General features: G+C 62.1%; 19 protein-coding genes and 2 pseudogenes. 6 read left to right on the forward strand and 15 right to left on the reverse strand.

The features are described 5' to 3' along the window. Window positions 1-25: 25 nt before the first annotated feature. The 14 genes from QFZ94_RS34470 to QFZ94_RS34535 form a co-directional block, all read right to left on the reverse strand. Window positions 26-1,492 carry an aspartate/glutamate racemase family protein gene (locus tag QFZ94_RS34470; RefSeq protein WP_429462523.1) on the reverse strand — a complete coding sequence of 489 codons (1,467 nt, stop codon included), beginning with the start codon at window positions 1,490-1,492 and terminating at the stop codon, window positions 26-28. Next, window positions 1,489-2,784: a dicarboxylate/amino acid:cation symporter gene (locus QFZ94_RS34475; RefSeq protein WP_410850016.1), complete on the reverse strand. Its 1,296-nt coding sequence runs from the start codon at window positions 2,782-2,784 to the stop codon at window positions 1,489-1,491. Before QFZ94_RS34475 ends, QFZ94_RS34470 begins: the two co-directional genes overlap by 4 nt. Before the next feature lie 188 nt (window positions 2,785-2,972). Then, a complete protein-coding gene (locus QFZ94_RS34480) occupies window positions 2,973-3,893 on the reverse strand; it encodes a LysR substrate-binding domain-containing protein (RefSeq protein ID WP_429462525.1) in 921 nt (306 codons plus the stop codon). A 94-nt stretch (window positions 3,894-3,987) separates the two neighbouring features. After that, the gene (locus QFZ94_RS34485) at window positions 3,988-5,463 is read right to left on the reverse strand and encodes an NAD-dependent succinate-semialdehyde dehydrogenase (RefSeq protein WP_429462527.1); all 1,476 of its coding nucleotides are present in this window, start codon (window positions 5,461-5,463) and stop codon (window positions 3,988-3,990) included. 59 nt (window positions 5,464-5,522) lie between these two features. Next, window positions 5,523-6,230 (reverse strand): GntR family transcriptional regulator, encoded by a 708-nt coding sequence (locus QFZ94_RS34490; RefSeq protein WP_429462529.1) that lies wholly within the window; start codon window positions 6,228-6,230, stop codon window positions 5,523-5,525. Window positions 6,231-6,241: 11 nt separating this feature from the next. Then, on the reverse strand, window positions 6,242-7,330 hold the full coding sequence (locus QFZ94_RS34495) for an ABC transporter ATP-binding protein (RefSeq protein ID WP_429462531.1): 1,089 nt from the start codon (window positions 7,328-7,330) through the stop codon (window positions 6,242-6,244). Window positions 7,331-7,358: 28 nt separating this feature from the next. Next, window positions 7,359-8,153 (reverse strand): ABC transporter permease, encoded by a 795-nt coding sequence (locus QFZ94_RS34500; RefSeq protein WP_018436681.1) that lies wholly within the window; start codon window positions 8,151-8,153, stop codon window positions 7,359-7,361. Window position 8,154: 1 nt separating this feature from the next. Next, a complete protein-coding gene (locus QFZ94_RS34505; RefSeq protein WP_410850022.1) occupies window positions 8,155-9,039 on the reverse strand; it encodes an ABC transporter permease in 885 nt (294 codons plus the stop codon). Between the two features lie 75 nt (window positions 9,040-9,114). Further along, complete coding sequence (locus QFZ94_RS34510; protein WP_429462534.1) at window positions 9,115-10,146, reverse strand: polyamine ABC transporter substrate-binding protein; 1,032 nt, start codon at window positions 10,144-10,146, stop codon at window positions 9,115-9,117. 110 nt (window positions 10,147-10,256) lie between these two features. Further along, window positions 10,257-11,225: a flavin reductase gene (locus tag QFZ94_RS34515; RefSeq protein WP_429462536.1), complete on the reverse strand. Its 969-nt coding sequence runs from the start codon at window positions 11,223-11,225 to the stop codon at window positions 10,257-10,259. Beyond that, window positions 11,218-12,147, reverse strand: a complete 930-nt coding sequence (locus QFZ94_RS34520; RefSeq protein ID WP_429462538.1) for an alpha/beta fold hydrolase — start codon at window positions 12,145-12,147, stop codon at window positions 11,218-11,220. The genes QFZ94_RS34515 and QFZ94_RS34520 overlap by 8 nt, the downstream gene beginning before the upstream one ends. 251 nt (window positions 12,148-12,398) lie before the next feature. Further along, window positions 12,399-13,085, reverse strand: a complete 687-nt coding sequence (locus tag QFZ94_RS34525; protein ID WP_368583861.1) for a GntR family transcriptional regulator — start codon at window positions 13,083-13,085, stop codon at window positions 12,399-12,401. A gap of 247 nt (window positions 13,086-13,332) precedes the next feature. Beyond that, window positions 13,333-14,343, reverse strand: a complete 1,011-nt coding sequence (locus QFZ94_RS34530) for a BamA/TamA family outer membrane protein (RefSeq protein WP_429463621.1) — start codon at window positions 14,341-14,343, stop codon at window positions 13,333-13,335. Between the two features lie 304 nt (window positions 14,344-14,647). Then, complete coding sequence (locus QFZ94_RS34535) at window positions 14,648-15,001, reverse strand: BON domain-containing protein (protein ID WP_410850027.1); 354 nt, start codon at window positions 14,999-15,001, stop codon at window positions 14,648-14,650. A gap of 510 nt (window positions 15,002-15,511) precedes the next feature. Between QFZ94_RS34535 and QFZ94_RS34540 the strand changes: the two genes are divergently transcribed. Next, window positions 15,512-15,784, forward strand: a complete 273-nt coding sequence (locus QFZ94_RS34540; RefSeq protein WP_368583863.1) for a hypothetical protein — start codon at window positions 15,512-15,514, stop codon at window positions 15,782-15,784. Between the two features lie 1,073 nt (window positions 15,785-16,857). Then, the gene (locus QFZ94_RS34545) at window positions 16,858-17,577 is read left to right on the forward strand and encodes a TetR/AcrR family transcriptional regulator (protein ID WP_429462541.1); all 720 of its coding nucleotides are present in this window, start codon (window positions 16,858-16,860) and stop codon (window positions 17,575-17,577) included. Between the two features lie 292 nt (window positions 17,578-17,869). Here QFZ94_RS34545 and QFZ94_RS34550 read toward each other — a convergent pair whose 3' ends face one another. Next, window positions 17,870-18,016: a hypothetical protein gene (locus tag QFZ94_RS34550; RefSeq protein ID WP_429462543.1), complete on the reverse strand. Its 147-nt coding sequence runs from the start codon at window positions 18,014-18,016 to the stop codon at window positions 17,870-17,872. Between the two features lie 409 nt (window positions 18,017-18,425). Between QFZ94_RS34550 and QFZ94_RS34555 the strand changes: the two are divergent. The 4 genes and pseudogenes from QFZ94_RS34555 to QFZ94_RS34570 all read left to right on the forward strand — a co-directional run. Next, window positions 18,426-18,731: pseudogene (locus QFZ94_RS34555) on the forward strand (amino acid permease); the annotation flags it as partial. Window positions 18,732-19,115: 384 nt separating this feature from the next. Continuing rightward, a complete protein-coding gene (locus QFZ94_RS34560) occupies window positions 19,116-19,331 on the forward strand; it encodes a hypothetical protein (protein WP_429462545.1) in 216 nt (71 codons plus the stop codon). Between the two features lie 44 nt (window positions 19,332-19,375). Further along, on the forward strand, window positions 19,376-20,320 hold the full coding sequence (locus QFZ94_RS34565) for a hypothetical protein (protein ID WP_429462547.1): 945 nt from the start codon (window positions 19,376-19,378) through the stop codon (window positions 20,318-20,320). Between the two features lie 574 nt (window positions 20,321-20,894). After that, window positions 20,895-23,293 (forward strand): annotated as a pseudogene (locus QFZ94_RS34570) (mechanosensitive ion channel family protein). The last annotated feature ends 113 nt before the right edge of the window (window positions 23,294-23,406 follow it).

The following is a 23,406-nucleotide window of genomic DNA, read 5'->3' on the forward strand; positions in this document are numbered from 1 at the left end:
GCGTTGAATGGGTGATGCGGTTGGCTTATCGAGGCGGCGCGGTCGCGCAGGCGACGCACTGCTTCGCGAGCACATCGGTCGGATCGACGACGCTCACGCGCGCGCCGTTCGCGCCGATCACATAGGGCTCACGCAGCAGCAGCGGCAGTTCCGTGCAGCCGAGAACGATTACTTCTACGCCTTCGGCGATGAGCCCATCGATCGCCGCGGCGAGGTCTTGCTGGCACTGCCCGGCGGTGAATCCGGCCTTCACGCCTTGCTTGCCGTAAATCGCGTCCATCACGCGCGCCTGCAGCGCGGGTGACGGCACGACCTGCCGCAAACCCTGCGATTCGAGCGCCTTCTGGTAGACGCCGCTCGCGAGCGTGCCGGAAGTCGCGAGCACACCGACCGAGCGCAGCGCGGGAAACGACTCGCGCAGATAACGCACCGTCACCGTCAGCATATTGACGATCGGCACGCCGAGATAAGGCTGAATCCGCTCGACGAAGGCATGTGCGGTATTGCAAGGAATCGCGATCAGATCCGCGCCGCCCGTTTCGAGCTTCTTGCAGGTCGCGTACAGCGAGATGGTCGGGTCCGGTCCGTCGCCGATCAGATTCTCCGTGCGATCCGGGATCTGCGGGTTCTGCTCGACGAGCAGCTTGATGTGGTCCTGATCGCGCTGCGCGGGCGTCGCGCGCACGATCTTGTGAATGAAATCGACGGTGGCCGCCGGACCCACGCCGCCCACCACGCCGACCTTGAAGATCGTCTCCGGCGTGTGGTACTGGCCGGACACGACATATTGCGCGTAAGCCAGGTTCGAATCGACGAGCGGCACACGCAACGCACCCAGTTCGTCCGCGACCAACGCGATCTCGGTGAGCCCCGGCACGATCACATTGGCGCCCTGCGCGATCAGATCTTCGCAAGCCGCGCGCAGCAACTCGACCGGACGGCCACGCAGATTGCCGCTCTTCACGCCATCCTCGCCATAGACCGCTTCGGTGACGAAATCCGTTCCGTCGCTGATACGCGGATGGATCAGTTCGAATTCGGGCGCCGCGAAGTACTTCTCGAACAGACGCTTGCGCCGCGTATAGGCCGACGCGAGTACGCCCACGCGGCGTACCGCGGGAAATCTTCTGCGCACGTGGCTGCGCACCGCCTCGACCATATCGACGATTTGCAGCGGCGAATTGGCTTTCAGTTCGTCGATGAACGTGTGGCTCAGGAAGCACGGCAGCACGACTGTCGTCACGCCGCGCTTCTCGAAACTGCTGATCAGATCGAAGATGTACAGCTTGCGCTGCGTCAATGTCTCGCTGTCGGCATCGGCGCTGCGAAACGGCTGCTGCTCGAAAATCGCATCGAAGTGCTCGGCGTCGCGCGTGGCCGGCGTCGATTTGATCAGTTTGAAGAACACGTCCGCACTCGCGAGCGGGCCGAGCCCGCCCACCACGCCGAACTTGCGCGCGCTCGTGGCAGCGGTTGCATCGATGCCGCTCATTTCGTCTCGCCTTCGAGCTGACCGAACGAAGCCGTCGCGATCGCCGCGCGGCGCTCCTGGCGCGCCACGCGCTTGCCTTCCCACTTCGCGATGGCCGCCGTCGCGATGCTGTTGCCGATCACGTTGGTCGCCGTGCGCCCCATGTCGAGAATCTGGTCGATCGCGAGCACCAGCACGACGCCCGATGGCGGCAGATGAAACATCGGCGCCACCGCCGCGACGACGACCACCGAGCCGCGCGCGACGCCCGCCATCCCCTTGCTGCTCACCATCAGCACCAGCAGCATCACGATCTGCGTGCTGATCGGCATGTCGATGCCGAACGCCTGCGCGATGAAGATCGCGGCGAACGCCTGATACATCATCGAGCCGTCGAGATTGAACGCATAGCCGAGCGGCAACGTGAAGCCGACCACTTTCTTGTCGACGCCGAATTCCTCCAGCTTCTCCGTCAGGCGCGGATACGCAGCCTCGCTGCTCGCGGTGGAGAACGCCAGCATCGCGGGTTCGCGGATCGCTTTGAGCAAGGCCCAGATCGGCTTGCCGAGAAACGCGTAGCCGGCAAGAATCAGCGCCGCCCACAGCAGCGCGAGCCCTGTATAGAAGCTCGCGACGAGCTTGCCGTACGTGGTCAGCACGTCGAGACCATGCACCGTGATCGCCGAGGCCAGCGCGCCGAACACACCGAGAGGCGCGAGACGCATTACGTAATCGGTCAGTTTCAGCATGGTGGGCACGAGCGCTTCGACGCCCGCGATCAGCGGCGCGACGCGCGGGTCCGACTTGATCACGCTGAGCACGATGCCGAACAGCACCGAGAAGACGAGGATCTGCAGGATATCGTTGCGCGCCATCGCATCGATGATGCTGGTGGGGAACGCGTGCGTGACGAAGTCCTTGAAGTTCAGGCTCGACGTATTGAGGCCGGTGGCCACGTCAGCGCTCGTCTGGGCCATGTGCAAACCCGCGCCCGGTTGCAGCAGATTCGCCAGCACGAGGCCGAGCGCGAGCGAGAACAGCGACGCGCACAGGAACCACGCGATCGAGCGCAGGCCGATGCGGCGCACGTCGCTGGTGCCTTCCATGCCGGCGAGACCCGACACGAGCGTGGCGAACACGAGCGGCGCGATGATCATCTTCACGAGCCGCAGGAAGATATCGGTGATGATCGAAAAGTAGCCGGCGATCTCCTTCGCGTGCGCGGCATCGGCCGCCGTGCGATGGCAGACATAGCCGACGGCCACGCCGAGCAGCATGCCGGCGAGGATGTAGAGGGTGAGCCGATTCTTCATGTGTCTCCGTCCTGGGATGGCGCACGAACGGTCGGCATCGACCGGCGCGCGCTCGGGAATGGCCGGCACATCGCATGTCGATGTACCGCTTTTTTGTGTCTGGACGGAATTCTAGAGACGGCGGAACCGCCTTGAATGCTAGTGTTGCATACGGCTATGCAAGTTTCGCATAACGCGGGATAACCCTATCAGCGCTGTTCGGCGAGCCCCGACGAAGCCCGAAGATGCCGCCACAGCGTATCGAGCAGTTCGCTGCGATTCGTCAGATCACGGTACACGCGCAACTCCAGTTGCAGTTGCCATTCCGAGCGGCCGGCGGCGACGAGTTGGCCGCTATCGAGTTCGGCGGCGATCGAGCTCTTCGGCAGCCATGCGACGCCCTCGCCTTCCAGCACGAGCTTCTTCACGACCTCGGCCATGTCGGACTCGTAATGAAGATGCAAGGCGGGCGACGCTTTGCTTTGCTCCATCAGCAACTTGAAGCAGCGCCCAAAGTAGCTGGTCTCCGTATAGGCGATGAACGGCATCGGATGTTCGATCAGGCCCGGCAGACGGTACACGTGCGCAAGCCGCTGGTTGGGCCTGCATACCGGCATGAAGGTGTCGACGCCCACGGTCACGCATTCGTACCTGGCCGGATCGAGATGCAACGGCAGTTGCGGATGGTGGTAAGCGAACATCAGCTCGCAGTTGCCGTTGACCAGCATCAGTATCGAATCGTGCACATTTGCCGGAATCACGCGCGCGCGTACTTCGCCGACATGCTTCGACAGCGTGCGCAACCACGCGGGCAGGAAGTTCAGCGCGATCGTGTGGCCCGCCGCGATCTGCAGGCTCGTGCCCGCGATGCGCTGTTCGGTGCGAATGATCGCGCGCGTGTCGAACAGCTTGTCGAGGATGTCTTCGGCCGCGTCACGAAACAGTTGGCCTGCCGGAGTCAAGGTCGGCGGAAAGCCGGTACGGTCGACGAGATCGGCGCCGACCCATTGTTCGAGCTGCTGAATCCGTCTGCTGAAACCCGACTGCGTGACGTTGCGAAACTCCGCCGCGCGGGAAAAGCTCTGATAGCGGGCGAGCGCGATGAAGTCTTCGATCCACTTGATTTCCATCAGCCATCGGTCTCCGGTCCGGCGACGAATCGGCTCGCCGCTGCGCCCGCAATTCTACGCTTGGCCGTGCCGCGCGCTGACTATCGGAGCGAGGTCAAACCGCCACGCACAGGTACTTGATCACGAGGTAGTCATCGATCCCGTAGTGCGAACCTTCCCTGCCGAGACCCGACTGCTTCACGCCGCCGAACGGCGCCACTTCGTTGGAGATCAGGCCGGTGTTGATCCCCACCATCCCGTATTCGAGTTGTTCGGCCACGCGCCAGATGCGGCCGATATCGCGGCTGTAGAAGTAGGTGGCCAGACCGAACTCGGTGTCGTTGGCGAGCCTCACCACTTCTTCGTCGCTCGAGAAACGGAACAGCGGCGCGAGCGGGCCGAAGGTCTCGTCTTTCGCCACGGCCATCTGCGCGGTGACGTTGGTCAGCACCGTGGGCTCGAAAAAGCCGTGGCCGAGCGCGTGTCGCTTGCCGCCGGTGACAAGCGACGCCCCTTTGCCGAGCGCATCGGCGATGTGCGCTTCGACCTTGCTGAGCGCCGCGTCGTTGATCAGCGGACCCAGCGTGACGCCGCCCTCCATACCGTGCCCGACCTTCAGGGCTTCGACTGCCGTAGCCAGCTTCGACGCGAACGCGTCGTACACCCGCTCATGCACGTAGAAGCGATTCGTGCACACGCAGGTTTGCCCGTTGTTGCGGTACTTCGATGCAATTGCGCCTTCTACCGCTGCATCGAGATCGGCGTCGTCGAATACGATGAACGGCGCATTGCCGCCCAGTTCGAGCGTGACCTTCTTCACCGTGGGCGCACTTTGCGCCATCAGCAATCTGCCCACCCCGGTCGATCCGGTGAACGACAGCTTGCGAACCACTGAACTGCTCGTCATCGCCCCGCCGATTGCCTTCGGATCGCCGGTCACGACGTTGAGCACGCCCTTGGGCACGCCGGCCCGCTCGGCCAGAACCGCGAGCGCGAGCGCGGAGAACGGCGTGGCTTCGGCGGGCTTCACGACGATCGGGCAGCCCGCCGCGAGCGCCGGGCCCACCTTGCGGGTAATCATCGCGTTCGGAAAATTCCACGGCGTGATCGCGGCGCACACACCGATCGGCTCCTTGAGGACGACGAGCCGCTTGTCCGATGCCGGCGTCGCGAGTGTGTCACCGGCCACGCGTTTGCCTTCCTCGGCGAACCACTCGATGAACGACGCGCCGTAAGCGATTTCGCCTTTCGCTTCGGCGAGCGGCTTGCCCTGTTCCGCGGTCAGGATCAGCGCGAGGTCGTCGGCGTTCTCGATTATCAGCTCGTACCAGCGGCGCATCACGACCGCGCGCTGCTTGGCCGTGCGGGCTCGCCACGCTGGCCACGCGGCGTTGGCCGCATCGATTGCCCGCGTCGTTTCGGCCTCGCCCATCGACGGAACGCTGCCGAGCGTTGCGCCCGTTGCCGGGTCCGATACGTCGAAGCTCGCACCCGAGTCGGCCGGGCACCATTGCCCGTCGATATAAGCCTGATGGCGCAGAAGCGCCGCGTCCTTCAACAGGGTCTTCAATTCCACGTTGCTTTCCTTCATTACACAAAATGCGGTTGATGCGATGTTCCGCGCGCCGGTTGATTGGAAACGCCCGAGTGCTAGCGCGCCTGACGCCATACCGCCTGCTCGTGCCCTTCCGCCAGCAGCTTGCGGGCGATTTCGGCCACCCGGTGCACATGCGCAATCGCGGCCTCGCGCGCGGCCGAGGTATCGCGCGCCTCGATGGCCGAAAGAATCCGGTGCATCTCGTCGACGGCCTGGCGGCCGCGGTCGTCGGAAGCGATCGTCAGCGCTCTGAGCCGGTTGATGCGCGCGGTCAGCGACTGCACGATCTCCCAGGCCACATGCTTTTTCCCGCTGATGAACATGCGTTCGTAGAACGCCGAAGTGAGTGCCCTGACGGCCTGATGATCCTGCGCTTCGAACGCCGCCTGGATCTGCTCGATGAAATCAGCCAGATCGGCAACTGTCTGCTCGTCCGCATGCTGAGCGCACGCCATCGCCGCCTCGCCTTCGAGCAGCGCGCGTATCTCGTAGATCTCCGCCGCCGTATCGAAGTCGAGCACGGCGACGATCGGCCCCTGGTTCTGTATCGAGTCGACGAGCCCTTCCGTTTCCAGATGCCGCAACACCTCGCGCACCACGGTGCGGCTCACGCCGAGAATCTCGCACAGCGAGCGCTCGACGAGCCGCTCGCCGGGATGGAAATGGGCCTCAAGGATCGCCGTGCGCATTTTTTCGAGCGCGAGTTCGCGCAAGGTGGTCGTCGGGCGTTGAACCTTCAGCGATGGCAGTGCGCCGCTCATGACAGTCGCCGTTATGCTTGAGCGAACAGGCGCACATCGCGTGCGTCCCAGTCGACGAGCGCCTGGGTGCCGATCGCGATACCGCTGTCGTGCCGATGCGCGGCCGGCATCCGGATCGAGATTTCCTGCTGCCACGGCGTCGCCACCGCGTAGTGCATCGCGTCGCCGAGATACGTGATATCACGCACCGTCACAGGCAGGCCGCTCGTGCCGCTGGCAGTTTGCAGCGCGCTGATGCGCATCTGCTCGGGGCGGATCATCAAGGTGCCGTCGTCGCCCGCGGTAAGCGCGGGACTGAAGGCGTCCGACGCGATCTCGTGACCGTTCGGAAACACGCCGTTCATGCGGCCGTCGCTGTTCTTCGTGACCTTCACCGGCAAAAAATTCGAATTGCCGATGAAGCTCGCGACGAAGCGCGACGCCGGGTTCGCGTACAGCTCTTCACCGGTGCCCACCTGCTCGATGCGGCCTTTGTTGAACACCGCGATGCGGTCGGACAGGCGCAGCGCTTCCTCCTGGTCGTGCGTGACGTAGAGGATCGTCACGCCCGTCTCCTGGTGGATGCGGCGCAATTCGAGCTGGATTTCCTCGCGCAGCTTCTTGTCGAGCGCCGACAGCGGCTCGTCCATCAGCAGCACGGGCGGATCGTAGGCGAGCGCGCGAGCAATCGCCACGCGTTGCTGTTGCCCACCCGACAACTGCGCGGGCATCCGGTCGCGGCACTCGGACAGATGCACGAGCTTGAGCATCTTGTCGACTTTCGCGTTGATCTCGGCTTGCGGGCGCCGGCGCACGCGCAGCGGAAATGCCACGTTCTCACCCACGGTCAGGTGCGGAAACAGCGTATAGCGCTGAAACACCATGCCGATGTTGCGCTTGTTCGGTGCGACCGCCAACAGCGGTTTGCCGTCGAGCAGCACGCGGCCGTCGGAGGGCTCCTGAAAGCCCGCGACGATATACAGCGTCGTGCTCTTGCCCGAACCGGACGGTCCGAGAAAGGTCATGAACTCGCCCTTGCGCACATCGAGGGAAACCTGGTCGATGGCGACGACGTCGTCGTAGGTCTTGCGCAGACGCTGGATTTGCAGGAATGCAGTCATGGCTTGTTTACCTCGCTGATTACGTCGATTAGCGCGCGCGGCGCAGCACGGCGCCCGCCAGCATCAATACGGTCGTCAATGCGACGAGCAGTGAAGACGCCGCCGCAACGACGGGCGTCAGGTCCTGCCGCAGCGTCGACCAGATTCGCACGGGCAACGTTTGCAAGGTCGGGCTCGACATGAAGATCGACACCACGACTTCATCCCACGACGCCAGAAACGCGAAGATCGCGGCGGCGAACAGGCCGAGCCGGATCGCGGGAAGGGTCACGCGCAGCTTCACGGTCAGCGGCGACGCGCCGCAGATCAGCGCCGCGTCTTCGAGCGCCGTATCGAAGCTCACCAGCGAGTTGCTGATGGAGATGATCGAGAACGGCAGCGCAATGATCAGATGGCCGATCACGAAGCCGGTCATCGTGCCGTTCAGGCCGATGCGCAGAAAGAACGCATACAGCGCGACGGCCAGAACGACGACGGGCAGCACCATCGGTGTCAGGAAGAAGCCTTTCACCGCTTCACGGCCGCGGAACTTGCCGCGCACCAGCGCAAGCGACGCAAGAAAACCGAGCAGCACCGAAAGCGCCATCACGATCACCGCCAGCTTCGCGCTCGTCAGCAGCGAATCGATCCAGCCCGCGTCCGTGAAAAGCTGCCGATACCACTCCAGCGTCCAGCCCGGCGGCGGGAAGATCAGCCACTGCGAATCGCCGAACGACAGCGCGACGATGAACAGGATCGGCAGCAGCAGAAACAGTGCGACGGCCGCGCCTATCGCCACCAGTGCCCAGCGAAGCCCGCCGAGACGATCGAAATCGAGCAACATGTCAGCGTCCTCCCTGAATTGCACGCGCACTGCCGGTGAAGCGCAATTGCAACGCATAGAGCACCAGCGTCACGCTCAGCAGTACGAAAGCGGCGGCACCGGCGAGGCCCCAGTTCAGCAGTTCCTGCACGAGCTGTGCGATGAGTTCGGCAAGCATCATGTAAGACGGGCCGCCGAGCAGCGCGGGTGTGACGAAGTAGCCGAGCGCCATCACGAACACCATCAGCGCGCCGGATGCCACGCCCGGCATCGCGAGCGGCACGAGGATGCGCCAGAACGCCTGCCAGCGGCTCGCACCGCAAACCGCGGCGGCGCGCAGCGTCGACGGATCGATGCCGCGCAGCGTCGCGTGCAGCGGCATCACGAGGAACGGCAGCATGATGTACGTCATGCCGATCGTCACGCCGGTGAGGTTGTTCACGAGCGCGAGCGGCTCGTGAATCAGGCCGATCGCCATCAGCGCGCGGTTGATCGGACCCGTGCCCTGCAACAGCACCATCCACGCGAAAGTCCTTGCGAGCAGGTTGGTCCACATCGACAGCAGCAGGATCGCGAATAGCAAAGAGCTGAGCTTGCGCGGCGCGATCGCGAGCAGCCATGCCATCGGAAAGCCCACTAGCACCGTCACGAGCGTGACGACCGTCGCGACGAGAAAGGTATTGCCGAAGACGCGTAGATACGTGGTCGAACCAACCAGTTGCTGATAGTTCTCCAGTCCCGGCGTCGGCTCGAGCACGCTGCGCAATAGCAGCGACAGCACCGGCAGCAGGAAGAAGATCAGCAGCAGCAGCATGGCCGGCGTCAGCAGCCATATGCTGCGCCAGTCGCGCCGCTTGCGCGCGGCCGTCGCGGGCGGATGCGCGACGGTACTCATTACGTTGGGCATGATGTCTCCTGCTCGGTGTCTCTGTGCGCGCCGATTCACTGCGCGGCGCTCGGCTCTAACGTCGGTCCGTGCGGCTTATTTCGATTGCCATGCGTACCAGCGCTTCGCAATCGCGTCGCGGTTGTCGGCCCAGTACTTCATGTCGAGATTGATCTGCGAGTCCTTGTACTGGTCGGGCAGCGTCTTCGCCATCGCGGCCGGCATCAGCGCGGCCGACTTCACGTTGATCGGCGCGTAACCCGTCTCCGCGGCGAATTTCGCCTGCGCCTGCGGGCTCGTCGCGGCCGCCAGATACTTCATCGCTTCCGCGCGATGCTTGGCACCCTTCGGAATCACGAGCATGTCGGCGGCGGTCAGGTTCTGGTTCCACGAAATGGCCACCGGCACACCGGTCTGCGCGAGCGCGTGCAAGCGACCATTCCAGAACATCCCGATCGGCGCTTCGCCCGATGCGAGCAGTTGCTGCGATTGCGCGCCGCCGCTCCACCAGACGATGTCGCCCTTGATCGTGTCGAGCTTCTTGAACGCGCGATCGAGGTCGAGCGGATAGAGCTTGTTCGGCGGCACGCCGTCGGCGAGCAGCGCGATTTCCAGCACGCCCGGTGCCGACCACTTGTAGAACGTGCGCTTGCCGGGGAATTTCTTGGTGTCGAACAGATCCGCCCACGTCTGCGGCTGTGCGCCCGTGTACTTCGACTTGTTGTAGCCGAGCACGAACGAGTAATAGAAGCTGCCTACCGCGTCCGGCGTCGCGAAGCGCGGGTCCAGTTCGTCCTTCTTCACGACCGAGTAGTCGATCGGCTCGATCAGGCCGGCCTTTTGCGCGGCGTACGCGAAGTCGCCCTCCACATCGACGACGTCCCAGCTCACGTTGCCGCTATCGACCATTGCCTTCAGCTTGCCGTAGTCGGTCGGGCCGTCCATCAATACGGTGACGCCGCTCGCCTGCGTGAACGGCTGCGCCCAATTCTTCTGTTGCGACGACTGCGTGGTGCCGCCCCAGCTCGTGAAGACAATCGGGTCTGCGGCGAGTGCGGGCGCTGTCGCGAACGCCGTCGCGCAAGCAACGAACAACGGTGCGATAAACGGAATGCTTCTGCTGCTCATGTCTGTCTCCGGGATACGGTTGGGTGTTGCTTCGTCGGTCCGGCGGCGAGAAAACGCGCCGGCTTCATCGTTGTGAGTTGTGAGTTTTGGGTTGCAGCGGTGCCGAGCTGTCAATGCGCGAGGCCGAGCGGCTGCACGGTGCCGGCTTCGCTGTCGCCGACATAAATGCCGAACGCGTCCTGCCTGCGTTCGCGCTCATAGCGTTCGAGCATCGAGCGCACGGCGGCGTCGCTCACGTCGTCCCACGGAATCTGGGACAGCGGCACGATGCGCACGCTGCTGTCGAGCCACGGCGAGCCGTTCGGAATCACGCGGCCGCGATAGTAGATATGCACGCCGGGCTCCTTGCCGCTGCCGTCCTCGAATACCGCGAACAGGAAGTCGAGATGCACGCGCAGGCCGAGCTTCGCGAGCACGCCGTGCAGGCTCGCGGGGTCGGTGGCCGGGTCGAGCTTGATGCCGGTTGGCAGCCCCAGACCTTTGCCGGTGTCGACGAGCACCAGCCCGTCGCGATGCTCGAGGATCGCGCCGACTTGCGCGCGCGTACCGGCCGCGGCCAGCGCGTCCTGCGACAGGCTGAAGTTCACGTACGCGCCGCGGCAGTAGCCAAGCGGCGACGAACTCGTTTGCACGAAGTCCACCACGCGACCGATCAGGATGATGTGATCGCCCGCATCGATCACCTGATGCGTCGTGCAGTCGAAGCTCGCCGCTGAGCCATCCATCACCGGCGCGCCCGTTTTGCGCGTGCTCCACGGCACTTGCGAGAACTTGTCCGCGGCCTTCGAAGCGAACACGCCCGACACATGCTTCTGGTCTTCGGCGAGCACGCTCACCGCGAAGCGGTGCGTGTCCGAGAACACCGCATAACTCGCCGCGGTCTTCGCGATGCACACGAGAATCAGCGGCGGATCGAGCGATACCGACGTGAACGAGTTCGCCGTAAAGCCGCGCGGCGAGCCGTCTGCCTGGATCGTCGTGACGACGGTGACGCCCGTCACGAAAGCGCCGAGCGCGCGTCGAAAATCGACGATATCGAAAGCGGGTTGCGCGCTCGGGGCGGTAATCGACTCAGCCATGGCGTTCTCCGGTTGGTACTGCGACTGCGGTAGTTGCTGCGTTCGTTGCTGTGGTCGTTGCGGGCTTCTTCCGTCGCAGCGCCGATGCTTCGACGAGGAAAGCGAGCAGGCTTGCGTTCACGCGCGCCGGGTCGGTGACGTTCATCATGTGGCGCGCGTTCGCGATGATTTCGGCGCGGCCATGCGGTGCCGCCGCGGCCATCGCCCGCGACATCTGCGCGCTCGAATTCGGGTCGCCCTCGCCCGTCAGAAATAGCGCGGGAACCGCGAGACTCGCGAGACGCCCGACATGCGCGTCGTCCGAGCAGGCGAACAGACGGTAGGTGCGCGCGTAGCCCACCGGATCGACGGCAAGCAGCAGCGCGCGCACCGCCCGCGCGGCCTGGGTGAGATGTCCCGGAATGGGATCGCCGAACCAGCGCGACAGTGTTCCGTCCACCCCGGTGTCGGCACGCGCATCGCCGAGCGTGGCCGCGCGCGTCATCACCGCCTCGCGCTGCGCCGGCGTGCGGTCGTACACCGCGTTCAACGCGGCGACGCTCAGCGTGCGCTCGGGGTGGGTCAGCGCGAATTCGAGCGCGACCAGCGCGCCCATCGAGTGCCCCACCACGTGCGCGCGCTCGATCCGCAGCGCGTCGAGCAGCGACGCGAGCTGCGCCGCGTATTCGTCGAGCGAGGGCTCCGCGCTTGGCAGCACGCTGTCGCCGTGCCCCAGCATGTCGTAGACAACGACCCAAAACGATTCGGCTAACGCATCGATCTGCGGCGCCCACACGCTCTGATTCATGCCCACGCCGTGGATCAGCACGACGGTTTCGGCGGCGGCGTCCGATTGCGGCGCGTACACGCTGTAGCAGGTGCCCGCGGTTCGGCCACGCTGACCATGCGAAATCACGCGCGTCGGCGATAAATCGGGCTTCATCGGACACGCTCCACTTCGAACGTCATGGGGTTCTCCTTTCAGGCTTCGAGCCGCAATACAAAATCGATGAGATTATGGTATGCCATCTTATGGCCTACGACAATGCATGACGTATTATGGAATACCATGATATTGGGGGGAGTTGCTCAGGCACGCTTTGGGCTAAGCGTTGTGTGTTTGGCTGATCAAACAAACAAAAAAAGGCCGCCGGCAGATGCCGGCGGCCTTGATGGGGCGGCTGCGGATGGGGTTTAGGCGTCGCCGGTCGCTTCGTTCTGCTCCGCAAGAACCGTCAAAGCCAGTTCCGACACCCGCTTGATATGCGCGAACGACGCTGCGGAAGCCGCGTCGCCGTCGCGCCGCTCGATCGCGTCGAGCAGCAGGTTCATCTCGCGGTTCGAGTCGCTGCCGCGGCCCGGCGTTGCGATGGTCAATGCGCGCAGCCGGTTGATGCGCGCGTTCAGCGACGTGACGACCGCCAGCGACACCTGTTTGTTGGCGGCTTCGAACAGCGTTTCGTAGAAGCGCTCGGTGTATTCGAGCACGCGCGGCAGATCGCGTTTCTCGAACGCGTCTTCGATGACTGCGCGGATCTCGCGCAGTTGCCGCACGACTTCTGGCGTCGCGTTCTCGGCGCAGGCCCGCGCGGCGTTCGCTTCGAGCAGCCCGCGCAATTCGTAAATCTCGCCGACCTGTGCGGGGTCGAGCCGCGCGACGATCGGACCTTGCCGCGCGACGATCTCGACCAAGCCTTCGGTCTCCAGATGCCGCAGCACCTCGCGCACGACAGTGCGGCTCACGCCAAGCTCGTCGCACAGCGTGCGTTCGACGAGGCGGGTGCCCGGCCGGAAATACCCCTGGACTATCGCGGCGCGCAGTTTGTCGAGCGTGAGTTCACGCAAGGTTTTGACATTGCGGTCGATTTTGAGGTCGTGCATAGGCGGCAGTGGGACGATGGACGAAGGCCCCCACCAAGGGCGCGGGCGTGGAATGCCATATTATGACTTATCCGGCGTCCAGGCTTGCACACGAGGGCACAATCAGCCGCCCAGTGGTTCTGCCCAGGGGTTCTTTGCAAAGGAAACCTGTTTCGGATTCTGGCCTGCCCTGACGGGTTGGTTTCCTCGTAGCGATCGATCGTTTCCGTATCGATGACCATGACGAAGGGCGCGATCGCGTCGTGTCTCAACGCCATGCGCTGCCGACCTGTACGTAGAACGCGTTCTGATCCTTGCTGTGGGCAATGTCGATACCAATCGAAACGCCGAGCTTGCGCGCAATCAGATATCGGAACCCGACGCCGACACTCTGGACGTCCTGAGCTTGGGAGAAGCTCTCCAGTCGCCCGTAGGCCTTGCCGGCGCCTGTAAAACCTAGCACTCGCCAACGCGGCGTAAGATCCCACCGCAACTCCGCCTCGATCGAGATCGCATTGCGGTCCTGGTAACGGCCCTTCTGCACGCCACGCAAATCGACGTACGGCTGCGCATAAAACGGAATGTAATTCTGCGTACCGCCGAAGCCCGTGCGCGCGAATTGGCTCTCGAGTTCGGCGAAGCTGCCGGAGCCGGGATAGAAGATGTTGTCGAGCGAATCATAGTCCACGATCAGACTGCCGGCGCCGATCCGCTGATCCTTCTGGAAGTTGCGCACCTCGGTGGGAACGACTCCGCCCGCGAAGTTCGACGAAGCATCGAAGAACACATAACGCACGCCCGCATACCAGCGGCTATTGCCAATGCGCGCAAGAAACTGCTGAAGCAGACCCGCGCCCAGCAAGGTGTAGGCCCTTGGCTGCTTGGATAGACCGAAGTAGTCGAGATGCGCGTCGACTTTCGCGACCGCGCCGAGGTAGCGGAAACGGTCGTCGTCCCACGTGTGGAAATGAGCGGCCGCCGCGGCCCAGGTGCCGTTCTGCGTGTACAGACCACCCAGCGCCGTGACGTTCGGCGGACCACGGTTGGCAGGTTGGCCCGTCGAATCCGTCGCGCCTGATTCGCCAATCGGCCCGGAAAAGAACAGCAGCCCAAGTCCGAAGCCATAGCCAACGGCCGGTTCGGTGATCACGACCGGCACGGGTAACGCGCCTTTGTGTTTGATGAGGAAATCGCTCATGTCGAGTTTCCCATCATCAGGATCGGTAAAACTGAGCGGCTGCTTTTCGTCGACGCACGCGTCAAAGGACAGAGCCGTGATCGTTGCAAGGACAGCGGCGGTCCACGTCGATCTCGTTATATGACTGTGCACGTGTGCACCGGCCCTGGACGAAAAAGCTCGCAGCAATTAGCGGCTGTCAAAAGTGAAGCGGGCGTTCAGAAATCCCTGCTGCGCGTGAGCCACGAGCAGCTATCCTCACGCCGCTCATGCGACGTTCATTGAGTTGCAGACCGATTGAATAGCACCAAGGACAGCGCTCATTCAAATCCTTCAAGCATCCGTTCTCTGGAAATAGTGATTCATGTAACGCAATTTACGATTCACACGACGGAAAACAATAATGTCAGTCGTGAATCGCCAGGGCATTCGTCACCGACGTAACGCCGGGAACGTCCTTCGCAATGTTGCCGGCCTTTTCGATCTGGTAATTATCCGGGACATGCCCTGCGAGCGTCACCGCACTACCTTTGACCAGCACTGTGAAGTGCGAGGTGTCGACCCCACCCTTTGTAAGCGCGCGCAGCACCTTTTTGCTGAGGGCTCCATTCGCTTTTCTAATGTCCGACTTCGATGGAGCCGCCGTCGTGCCCGATTCCGTGGACGTGGCGGCGGACTCGTTTCCTTGCGGCCATGCGTTGATGGACGCGACAGCGATCAATGCTCCACTAGCCAGCTTGAGTGTTCTGTTTGCTTTCATGGCTTTCTCCCTTATTGACGCGGCATCCGCAGTCACGCGCCGACCCGCGCCGCGCCGCAGCCGTACCGCCAATCGCAATCTTCATCTCGGCCCGTCTGTGACGACGTCCAGACAGCACATCCGATCAGAGAGCGACGATCAGGTCTCCGGCGATCGCTGCCGGGTGTACGCCAAAAATAATTCCTCTGTGGCCTGCACGCTATTGGACTTTGGTCTCATATTCGAGCGATGTGTCAGACGAAGCATGCTGAGCAGAGCCGCGAGTGTGATGCCGAATTGGATGAAGGTGCACGCCACGAGCCCCGAAGTGATCACGCGCAGACATGCGGTCGTGTTGGCCTTCACACCTTTCCGGTTCGTGAGTCCGTGGAAGAACTGCGCGCCTAACTAGAGTTTCGTGAGCACCATCGGTCTTCGGTCCCATTGGCTTCATGCACGTGGTCGTATAGGTTGATATTCAACCGACCTTTAGGGCGGCGACATATCCACAAACTCGCACCGGAGTAGATCATGAGGATTTCAGCATTTGCGGCCTCAGCCATCTTCGTTGTAGTGCTATCGAATTCGTACGTATGGGCCCAGGACAATTCAGCAAGCAATGCGCCTGCGACCACAGAGCATCCCGACGAAATCGTGCGGATGCACCAACAGGTTGCAGCAGCTAATCGTGTTTACAACAAGAAGGTAGCCGCTGCAAAGAAAGTTTTCGATGAGAAAAAGACAGCAGCCGGAAAGGAGCGTGATGCGGCAATAGCGGCAGCACACCAGGGAGTTGGCGAATAGGCCGAGTTCGGCGAGCTTTCCTGTAAGTCAATGTTCTTTCGTCAAGGAGGTCCAAATGGCGGCAGACTCCCGACATGCCGGCGAAGTGTTCGGGTGTCCCGCAGTGTTTGGTCTCTTCGGGCGACACTGCCTTTATAAGATCCGACGTTCGGCAGACGCCTGCAGCAGCATCGCTCTCTCTCGTGCGAATGCTATTCTGTTGTGGGCAGCTACCAGGAATCCACTGCCATTCTTGCGCGGGACGGTAATCCCTCAGTGTCATCCACCATGCTGGGCGAATACATGAAAGAGGCATGACGCGACCTGGCCCGTCCGCCAGTATCGTCATGGAAGCATCCCCGGAGGATTCACATGTTGCTGTTGTCGCTGATGCGACGCGAAATTGCAGCGCCGGTCAAGCTCATCGCGAACGGCGGGGTCGCTCAGCAACCGGGCGCTTCGGTGTTCCCCATATCGAGCACACAGGGGCTGGGAGATTGCGATCCAGTCCGCGTAGGTCCCTGTGTCTGCTAGCTCCCTTGCGTAGCGCAACACCGACTCAGGCAGCTTGATTGCTGGATACCGATTTCTCATCCGTCTCACTCCTCAGGTCAATGCCCGGACAGTGCCGGTCCGTCACGCGCTGTGCGAAAGCGTTCGTGGCGTGCATGACGACGGGATCTGGCTTAGGCCAGACTCGCGCTGCATCGTCAGTGGGGCCGCGCTCGCATTCAGCCGCTTGCGCGGGACCGAAAGCCGTACCGCGACCGTTTCCCCGGCGCGCGCGTCACGCCGCGCAATGTGGACCTGGCTGATACCCAGCATGGCGCGTAACGCTCGCCGCACAATCTGTAATGCGCCACTGAACCGCGGTGTGCGGGTTGCCGGCTCCCAGCGCCGTGACAACCTCGCGTGCAACAGCGGCAAACTCCGCGCCTTTCTTTGCCGGCGTACCAACTCCGCGAGCGACTCCAGGTTCGTCTTCTCCGTCACCCGTGCCCAATGAATCTTCCAATAGGTCCACAAGCCAACACCAGGGTAAGCCATAAGAAATGTACTGCTCGGTTCATAACTTTAGGGACTATCATCGTTCAATGGAAAAGCGGCAAAAGACGACCAATCGTCGAGGTCGGCGATCGCGCCAGGAAATCCTCGACGCGGCATCGCGTGTGATGTCCGCTTACGGTTATGCCGGCACTTCAATGTCCGCCCTTGTCAATGCAACAGGCATCCCGAAGAGTGCGATCTACCATCACTTTGGCTCTAAAGCCGGACTGCTGGCCGAAGTGATGGCTCAGGGGGCCCGGGGCTTTTTCGCAGCCATGCAGGAAGCTCACCGGAATCCACCTGAAGATGGCACACCGCGTGAGCGGCTAGGCTGGTACCTCAAAAAGGTGGGCGAGGTGTTTAAGACTCGGGAAAACTTCCTGCGATTGATGCTCGTCCTGGTCATGAGCAACGAGGCCGCGGAACCTGAAGCTCTGCGGATGGTTATCAAAGTTCGCAACGAGGGCCTCGGCTATATGCGAGAGTTGGTCCAGAACGCTTTCAGCGTTCAGGACGACACCCGGGCATCAGAGGTCGTCGACGACGTTGCTCACTTTGGCATGCTTGGCTTTGACGGTGCCTTTATTTCCTTGCAGTCTGGCGACGAAAGATCAATGGACACGCAAATGGAACAGCTCACCGACGCCATGATCGCACTCGGCGAGGCGCGTGTTGCATCCTTGAAGAGCGCTCGCTCCCGCGCCGAAAACGCGCGCAGAATCATGCATAGCCCTCCCCGGAAATCGAAGACAGTATCATCTGAATGAAAGGGACGCACGGGAGCGATACGTTAAGAGCTATCGGCGTAAGATTACGAGCGCAAAGGTTTTGTGGCAAAAGGCGACCTTACTCAGGATCGCACAATGCGATCAATGCGCTCTCGTACCAGCTAATTTCTGCGCTAGCATCGGAGCTCGATCAGCATGCAGACGCCGACGGCCATTGCGCACGGAGGCTGTCATTGCTATGACCTCCCAACATCTTCCGAACGGGCGGCGTCGCCTATCTCGCATGAAACTGCACCCGGTAGCGGGTCGGAATGCGGTTACTAAGTGCTATTCACGCATGCCAACCCGGGGACATTTCAAATGGCGATTTTTCCACTGAAAGCAGCCGTAGATTTGCCAATTGCATCTCCGTTTGCGGCAGGCCTCCGGTTCCGGCAAGTATTGGTCCGATAATCATTCGATTGATCGGTTCGGTCATCCTGAAAGGCCATTCGGTGCTTCGATGTAAATGGTGAGAAACGGGAGTAACTGAGGCGTACCTGGTCTCACAAAGCGGTGTCGTCCACTTTGCTGCCGGAGAAAGACATGACCGGCGTTCATACAAATCGGTCTTGCATACCCCTCGAAATACCGCTCCTTACTTTCCGCGCAATTCTTGTATTTCCAGTTAACACACGCCAGCAGTAGCGACTTCTACGAAAAGCTTTGCCCTATTGGACCAAGGTCCTATTGTGAGCCGTGTCGTTCCCTAGCAGATTTGAAACGCGATCAGGCGCGCTTTCCATTTTTGCTTCAGGAAATTCGCGCACTCCTCACACAAGAAAGCGCTTTCACTGGTCGGTGCAACGCGAGTCTGCGGCGCGACCGGCTTGTACCGGAGACCATCCATGTCCGATTCGACGTCCACGCCTCGTGCCGCCCCGACACCCGAAAGCGCCGCGACGCCCGCCTCAGCGAACAAGCTGCGCCTCGGCGCGCTCACTGCCCTCGTCGTAGGCTCGATGGTGGGCGGCGGCATCTTTTCACTGCCACAGAACATGGCGGCCAGTGCGGATGCCGGCGCCGTGCTGATCGGCTGGACAATTACCGCGGTCGGCATGCTGATGCTTGCATTCGTGTTCCAGGCGCTAGCCTTGCGCAAGCCCGAACTCAACGGCGGGGTCTATGCATTTGCGAAGGCTTCAGTAGCGGAACCTTCACGGCCGACTTCTGGGGTCAACTGAGCCCCAATCTCGGCAGCGCGACGAACCAGGTTCGCAACATGATGCTCGTGACCGGCGTGACTTTCTATTGAGCACTGAGGGGAAAACGTATTGGCGCACGCTCACTTTGCGCAGAGCGGGAACGTCACTGATGCGGATCTGCTCCGTGGAAGACATCCGCCACAAGCCACATCGACTTCCTCAGTGGCGCGCACGTGCTGCCCGACACATACACGACGCCAACCAGACAACTTGCTGAGAAACGCGGTGCTCGTGGGCATTCTCTCTCCAGAATCTAGCAGGCCAGTGGCTGTCCGATCCTGAAATCGATCGTCCGGCAGACCGGTATCGTATGAGTCTCGGCAGGAGATCGCCATGCCCACCTATGTTTCTCTTTCCCTACTTCTATTGCCACTTCTCGGTGCCGGCTGCAATACCCCATCCATTCCCCTTGGCAAGCCGGTCAACATTTCGATCGCCCTCGAGCAAGCCCTCAAGGGCTCATGCAACTTCAGCAATGAACAGGCAGCTCAGAGGCAGGCCCGGGGTGTCGATGCCTACTTATCATGGAGAACCGGCCAGGTTGCTTAAGAATGCGTGCACTGCCGTTACATCGGACTCTTCACACGTCACGGATGTGTGTCGCTCTGTCCTTGCTCCTGCTACCCGGTCTCGTGATTGCCCAGACGACCCTAGCGCGATCTTCGATCAACACTGTGATCGGCGGCAATGTAAAGCAGCACGCGGACGCTGTGCTCGCGATCATGAGCTACACGACGGTCCCGGACGTCACGACCAGCAATCTGTCGGTCAATAACGGCCTGACCGGTAATCCCGGCTTCGGGCAGACGCAATTCGGCGGCGGTTTCACGCTCAGCAGGTCGTTTCCGTTGTACATGGAGGGCACGCTCGCCTACAGCCGCTACGATCCGATTTTCATCGCCACGGATGGCGCCCAGCAGCGTGCGGTGCCCACCAAGTGGAACACCTTCAGCGGCACGGTCGGCCTGGGCTGGGATTTCCGCATCACCGACGAACTGGCATTCCGCCCGATCCTGAACGGTACGATCGGGCGCGTGTCGAGCGACCTGAAGGTGGGGCAGACGCTGTTCAATCACGTCACCGACAGCAACCTGCAGTTCCTCGAGAACGGCTCGCTCGATGCCTACGGCTATGGCGGCTCCCTGACGCTCGACTACGAGCACTACCGCGAAAACTACGAAATCGACGCTGAATTGCGGGCGACCGATATCTACCTGCGCAGTTTCGGCGGTTCATCGCAGGCCGTTCAGGGCTCGGCCACGGCCCAGCAAGTGAGCCTATGGACACGCTGGCGCGCGCCCACCGGCTGGCACGCGCTGGACCGGCCAGTCCGCTATGTGCTCGAAGCCGCTTACTCGCACTATTTCGGCGACAGCGCCGGGGTGCTGGGTTTCAACGACCTCACGTCGCTGGGAGTCGGCCTCGAACTCGATAGCAGCAGGTATCCCATCATCGTCACCCGCACGCGCGCGATGGTGCGCTACGTGTTCGGTCGCAACGTGCACGGCGTGTCGTTCGGATTCGCGATGAGTTTCTAGCGGGTCCGACGAGCCGACCGCAAGGTCCAGCGCGGTAAAAAGTGCAGCGCCGGGCTGCTATCGGACTTTGGTCCCATTGGTTTTGCCCGCTTGACCGTGTACGGTGAGACTCCAGAGACGATTGAACATCGCCGTGTCCGCAATTTGCCCGGCAGTCAATCATTAAATGTCTTGTCAGGATCGCCCTCCTGGAAACAGGTTCGCTCATGTCGATGGCATTCGTTATGGAAGTCGGAGGCTACCGCTTCTCGAGCGTTCAACGTCTGACGCGCATTTTGCCTTCTCTCGTCGCCGCAAAAACACAGGGCGTCGCACTGCAGCACGCGAGGCACTGATTTTCTCGAGGGGGAAAAGAGTCACTTCTAATGTCTGCTGCGCGAACGCACCCGACTACGCGGCACCGTACTGGTGGCGACCTTCCTGAAGGATGTCCATGAACGCGTTCATGCGGCGTCAATCTGGCCACGCCCGGCCTCTTTCCGCGCCGAATACTCTCGGGGCTGTAGCTGCTCCGTCGCATACACCAAGGATGGGCGGAACGGCAGGACGAACCACACGGCGTGCTCGCGCATGCATGATGCTGATTGGCATCCTCGCGCTGCTGCCAGCATGGGTCAGCGCGGCCGCAGCAGCGCCCTTGCCTGCCCCGCTGCAAAGCAGCATCACCGCTATGACGGGTGCGTCTACACAGCCGCCCTCGGCGCCACAGGCCGCTTCTGCACCTTCGCCCGCCAGTCAGGCAGAACTTACGCGTTCGCTGAACACCCTGATCGTCACGCTTGAGAATGAGAAAGGGCGCGAAGCGCTTATCGCCCAGTTGAAGGGACTCCGCGACGGGACACAAGCTCCGGCACCCGTTGCGGCGTCGGCGCAGACTAATGGCGCTCTTCTCGGCGTGATCGCATCGGGCATTGCGTCGGTCGAAACGAATCTGAACGAAGGCCGGACACCGCTGCACTTCTGGGCGGCACGTTTTGCTTCGGCCGCTAGCGAACTGCGAGCCCTGGTCATGGGCGGGAGGGGCGAGACACTCGGCCAGGCTTTGCTCGGCATCGCCGCGACGCTTGCGGGGTGGGGCGCGTATGCCGCGCTGCTAGTCCACTTGCAGCGGCGCGTCCTTGCGCACTATGGCCGGGACGTCACACTAGCTGCGGATCCGAGTTTCGTGGACCTGTTGAGCTTCACGCTGCGCAAGACAGGGCCATGGATCATCGCGTTCGTAGCGGTACTGCTATTTGGGCAGAGCATGCCCGAAGCCATTGGCCGTACGCTCGGACTCGTGATCGCCTACGCGATCGTCGTGGGTATAACCTTCCGGGTGCTCTGCGTGGTCGTGATTTCGGCGTTTAGCACGGCACACCGGCGTGTCGCAGTGCGGCAGTTGTTGGCGGGCGGCCTCTTGCCGATCTTCGCGATAGGGGCATTCGGCGCGCTCGGCGACGCAATGGCCGACCCTGACGTGACGCGCATTGTCGGCCCGAATGTTGCCGGCATCGTGTCGAGCTTCGCAAACATGGCGGCGGCCGTTTTGAGCGGTTACTTCGCGCTTGCATACCGCCGCCCCGTCACGCATCTGATTCGCAATCGACCTTATTCGCGAAGACGCGACCACAAACTTGCCACCGAAGCGCTCGATATCCTCGCCTCGCTGTGGCACATCCCGATACTGCTGATTGCAGTCGCTTCGGTCGTCGCCACCATTGCTGGACGCAGCGACGAGGGCAACGTATGGCAGCCGTCGCTGCTCAGCGCGCTGTTGCTCGTGCTCACGCTGTTTGCGTCGGTGCTGCTGCCGCACCTGACGCGTCGAATGGACAGCCGCGCCGAGCGCCGCGCGCCACACCTGATGCGGCTCCTGCGCTTTGCCAGTTCGCTGCTCGTTCTCGTGATGTGGCTCGCGTACATTCGATTCGAACTGGTTCTGTGGAGTGGCCCGATTGCAAGGCTGGTCAAACGAAGTGCGATGACACCCGGTTTCAGACATGCGCTTTTTACAGTCATCGCGACCGTTTTCGGCGCATGGTTCGTCTGGATTCTCGTCGACACGGTCATTCTCGAGGTTCTAGGCCCGAGCAGTTCACGCAACAAGGCACTGGAGCCCGGCGTTCGTGCGCGTACGATGTTGCCGCTGGTGCGCAATGCAACCCTTGCGACGGTGGCAACCCTGGCCGCCATCATCGGCGCGGCCAGCCTGGGCATCAATCTGACGCCCCTGCTCGCGGGCGCAGGCGTAATCGGTCTTGCATTCGGCTTCGGGGCGAAATCGCTCGTCACTGACCTGATCACGGGACTCTTCATCATCGTCGAGGAGACCATCTCCGTCGGCGACTGGATCGACGTCGATGGCGGCCATGCGGGCATCGTCATGGATCTGACGATCCGCACGGTCCGGTTACGCGACGGGCAGGGCGCGGTACACACGATTCCGTTTTCGCAGATCAAAATCGTGAAGAACCTGTCGCGCGACTTCGCAGAGTGCCGTTCTCTGCTGACATTGATCAAGTCACGCGCATCATCGCGGAAGTGGGCACGGATTTGATCAAAGACTATCGCTTCCGCGACGAGATACTCGCGCCGATCGAGGTGTGGGGGCTCGAGCGCTTCGACACCAACTGGCTAGTGGTGAAAGGGCAGATCAAGACTCGACCGCTGCAGCAGTGGAGCATCTCCCGCGCGTTCAACGCAAGGCTCAAGCTTAAGATGAATGCGGCCGGCATCGAGATCCCATTGCCGCAAATGCAGCTTCATACGTCGTCGGAAGAGACCAACCTGTCGCTGCAAACCGACGATCTCCCCTACGGAGAGGGTCCGCAAGCGGCAAGCGCAGGCAGTGCGGCCCCGCCCCGGCCGGATAGCGCTGCCCTACCGGAACTCCACGTACTGCGGCAGCCGCCCCCTCCCGGGAAACCTGGCGGCCAGGCTGTTTCTGCATCGTCAACCGCTCCCCGTCGCGAGGGTGAGATCCGTAATTGAGGCGAGCCTGGCGGTGAAGATTTCCTGCCCGACGTGACGGTGGTGAAGGGCTGGCCACCCTCCCCGCCTTGACAGTACAGTCAGCACGTACATCGATATCCGAACTGATGCCG

The sequence above is a fragment of the Paraburkholderia sp. JPY465 genome, assembly GCF_050436725.1.
Classification (GTDB): domain Bacteria; phylum Pseudomonadota; class Gammaproteobacteria; order Burkholderiales; family Burkholderiaceae; genus Paraburkholderia; species Paraburkholderia youngii.

Bases quoted from the DNA above. Each gene is read 5' to 3' on its own strand.
- QFZ94_RS34510 (WP_429462534.1), bottom strand. From the start codon at position 10,146: ATGAGCAGCAGAAGCATTCCGTTTATCGCACCGTTGTTCGTTGCTTGC.
- QFZ94_RS34540 (WP_368583863.1), top strand. From the start codon at position 15,512: ATGAGGATTTCAGCATTTGCGGCCTCAGCCATCTTCGTTGTAGTGCTA.
- QFZ94_RS34550 (WP_429462543.1), bottom strand. From the start codon at position 18,016: ATGACCGAACCGATCAATCGAATGATTATCGGACCAATACTTGCCGGA.
- QFZ94_RS34490 (WP_429462529.1), bottom strand. From the start codon at position 6,230: ATGAGCGGCGCACTGCCATCGCTGAAGGTTCAACGCCCGACGACCACC.
- QFZ94_RS34535 (WP_410850027.1), bottom strand. From the start codon at position 15,001: ATGAAAGCAAACAGAACACTCAAGCTGGCTAGTGGAGCATTGATCGCT.
- QFZ94_RS34470 (WP_429462523.1), bottom strand. From the start codon at position 1,492: ATGAGCGGCATCGATGCAACCGCTGCCACGAGCGCGCGCAAGTTCGGC.
- QFZ94_RS34500 (WP_018436681.1), bottom strand. From the start codon at position 8,153: ATGTTGCTCGATTTCGATCGTCTCGGCGGGCTTCGCTGGGCACTGGTG.
- QFZ94_RS34505 (WP_410850022.1), bottom strand. From the start codon at position 9,039: ATGCCCAACGTAATGAGTACCGTCGCGCATCCGCCCGCGACGGCCGCG.
- QFZ94_RS34545 (WP_429462541.1), top strand. From the start codon at position 16,858: ATGGAAAAGCGGCAAAAGACGACCAATCGTCGAGGTCGGCGATCGCGC.
- QFZ94_RS34515 (WP_429462536.1), bottom strand. From the start codon at position 11,225: ATGGCTGAGTCGATTACCGCCCCGAGCGCGCAACCCGCTTTCGATATC.
- QFZ94_RS34565 (WP_429462547.1), top strand. From the start codon at position 19,376: ATGTGTGTCGCTCTGTCCTTGCTCCTGCTACCCGGTCTCGTGATTGCC.
- QFZ94_RS34480 (WP_429462525.1), bottom strand. From the start codon at position 3,893: ATGGAAATCAAGTGGATCGAAGACTTCATCGCGCTCGCCCGCTATCAG.
- QFZ94_RS34520 (WP_429462538.1), bottom strand. From the start codon at position 12,147: ATGAAGCCCGATTTATCGCCGACGCGCGTGATTTCGCATGGTCAGCGT.
- QFZ94_RS34560 (WP_429462545.1), top strand. From the start codon at position 19,116: ATGCCCACCTATGTTTCTCTTTCCCTACTTCTATTGCCACTTCTCGGT.
- QFZ94_RS34475 (WP_410850016.1), bottom strand. From the start codon at position 2,784: ATGAAGAATCGGCTCACCCTCTACATCCTCGCCGGCATGCTGCTCGGC.
- QFZ94_RS34485 (WP_429462527.1), bottom strand. From the start codon at position 5,463: ATGAAGGAAAGCAACGTGGAATTGAAGACCCTGTTGAAGGACGCGGCG.
- QFZ94_RS34525 (WP_368583861.1), bottom strand. From the start codon at position 13,085: ATGCACGACCTCAAAATCGACCGCAATGTCAAAACCTTGCGTGAACTC.
- QFZ94_RS34495 (WP_429462531.1), bottom strand. From the start codon at position 7,330: ATGACTGCATTCCTGCAAATCCAGCGTCTGCGCAAGACCTACGACGAC.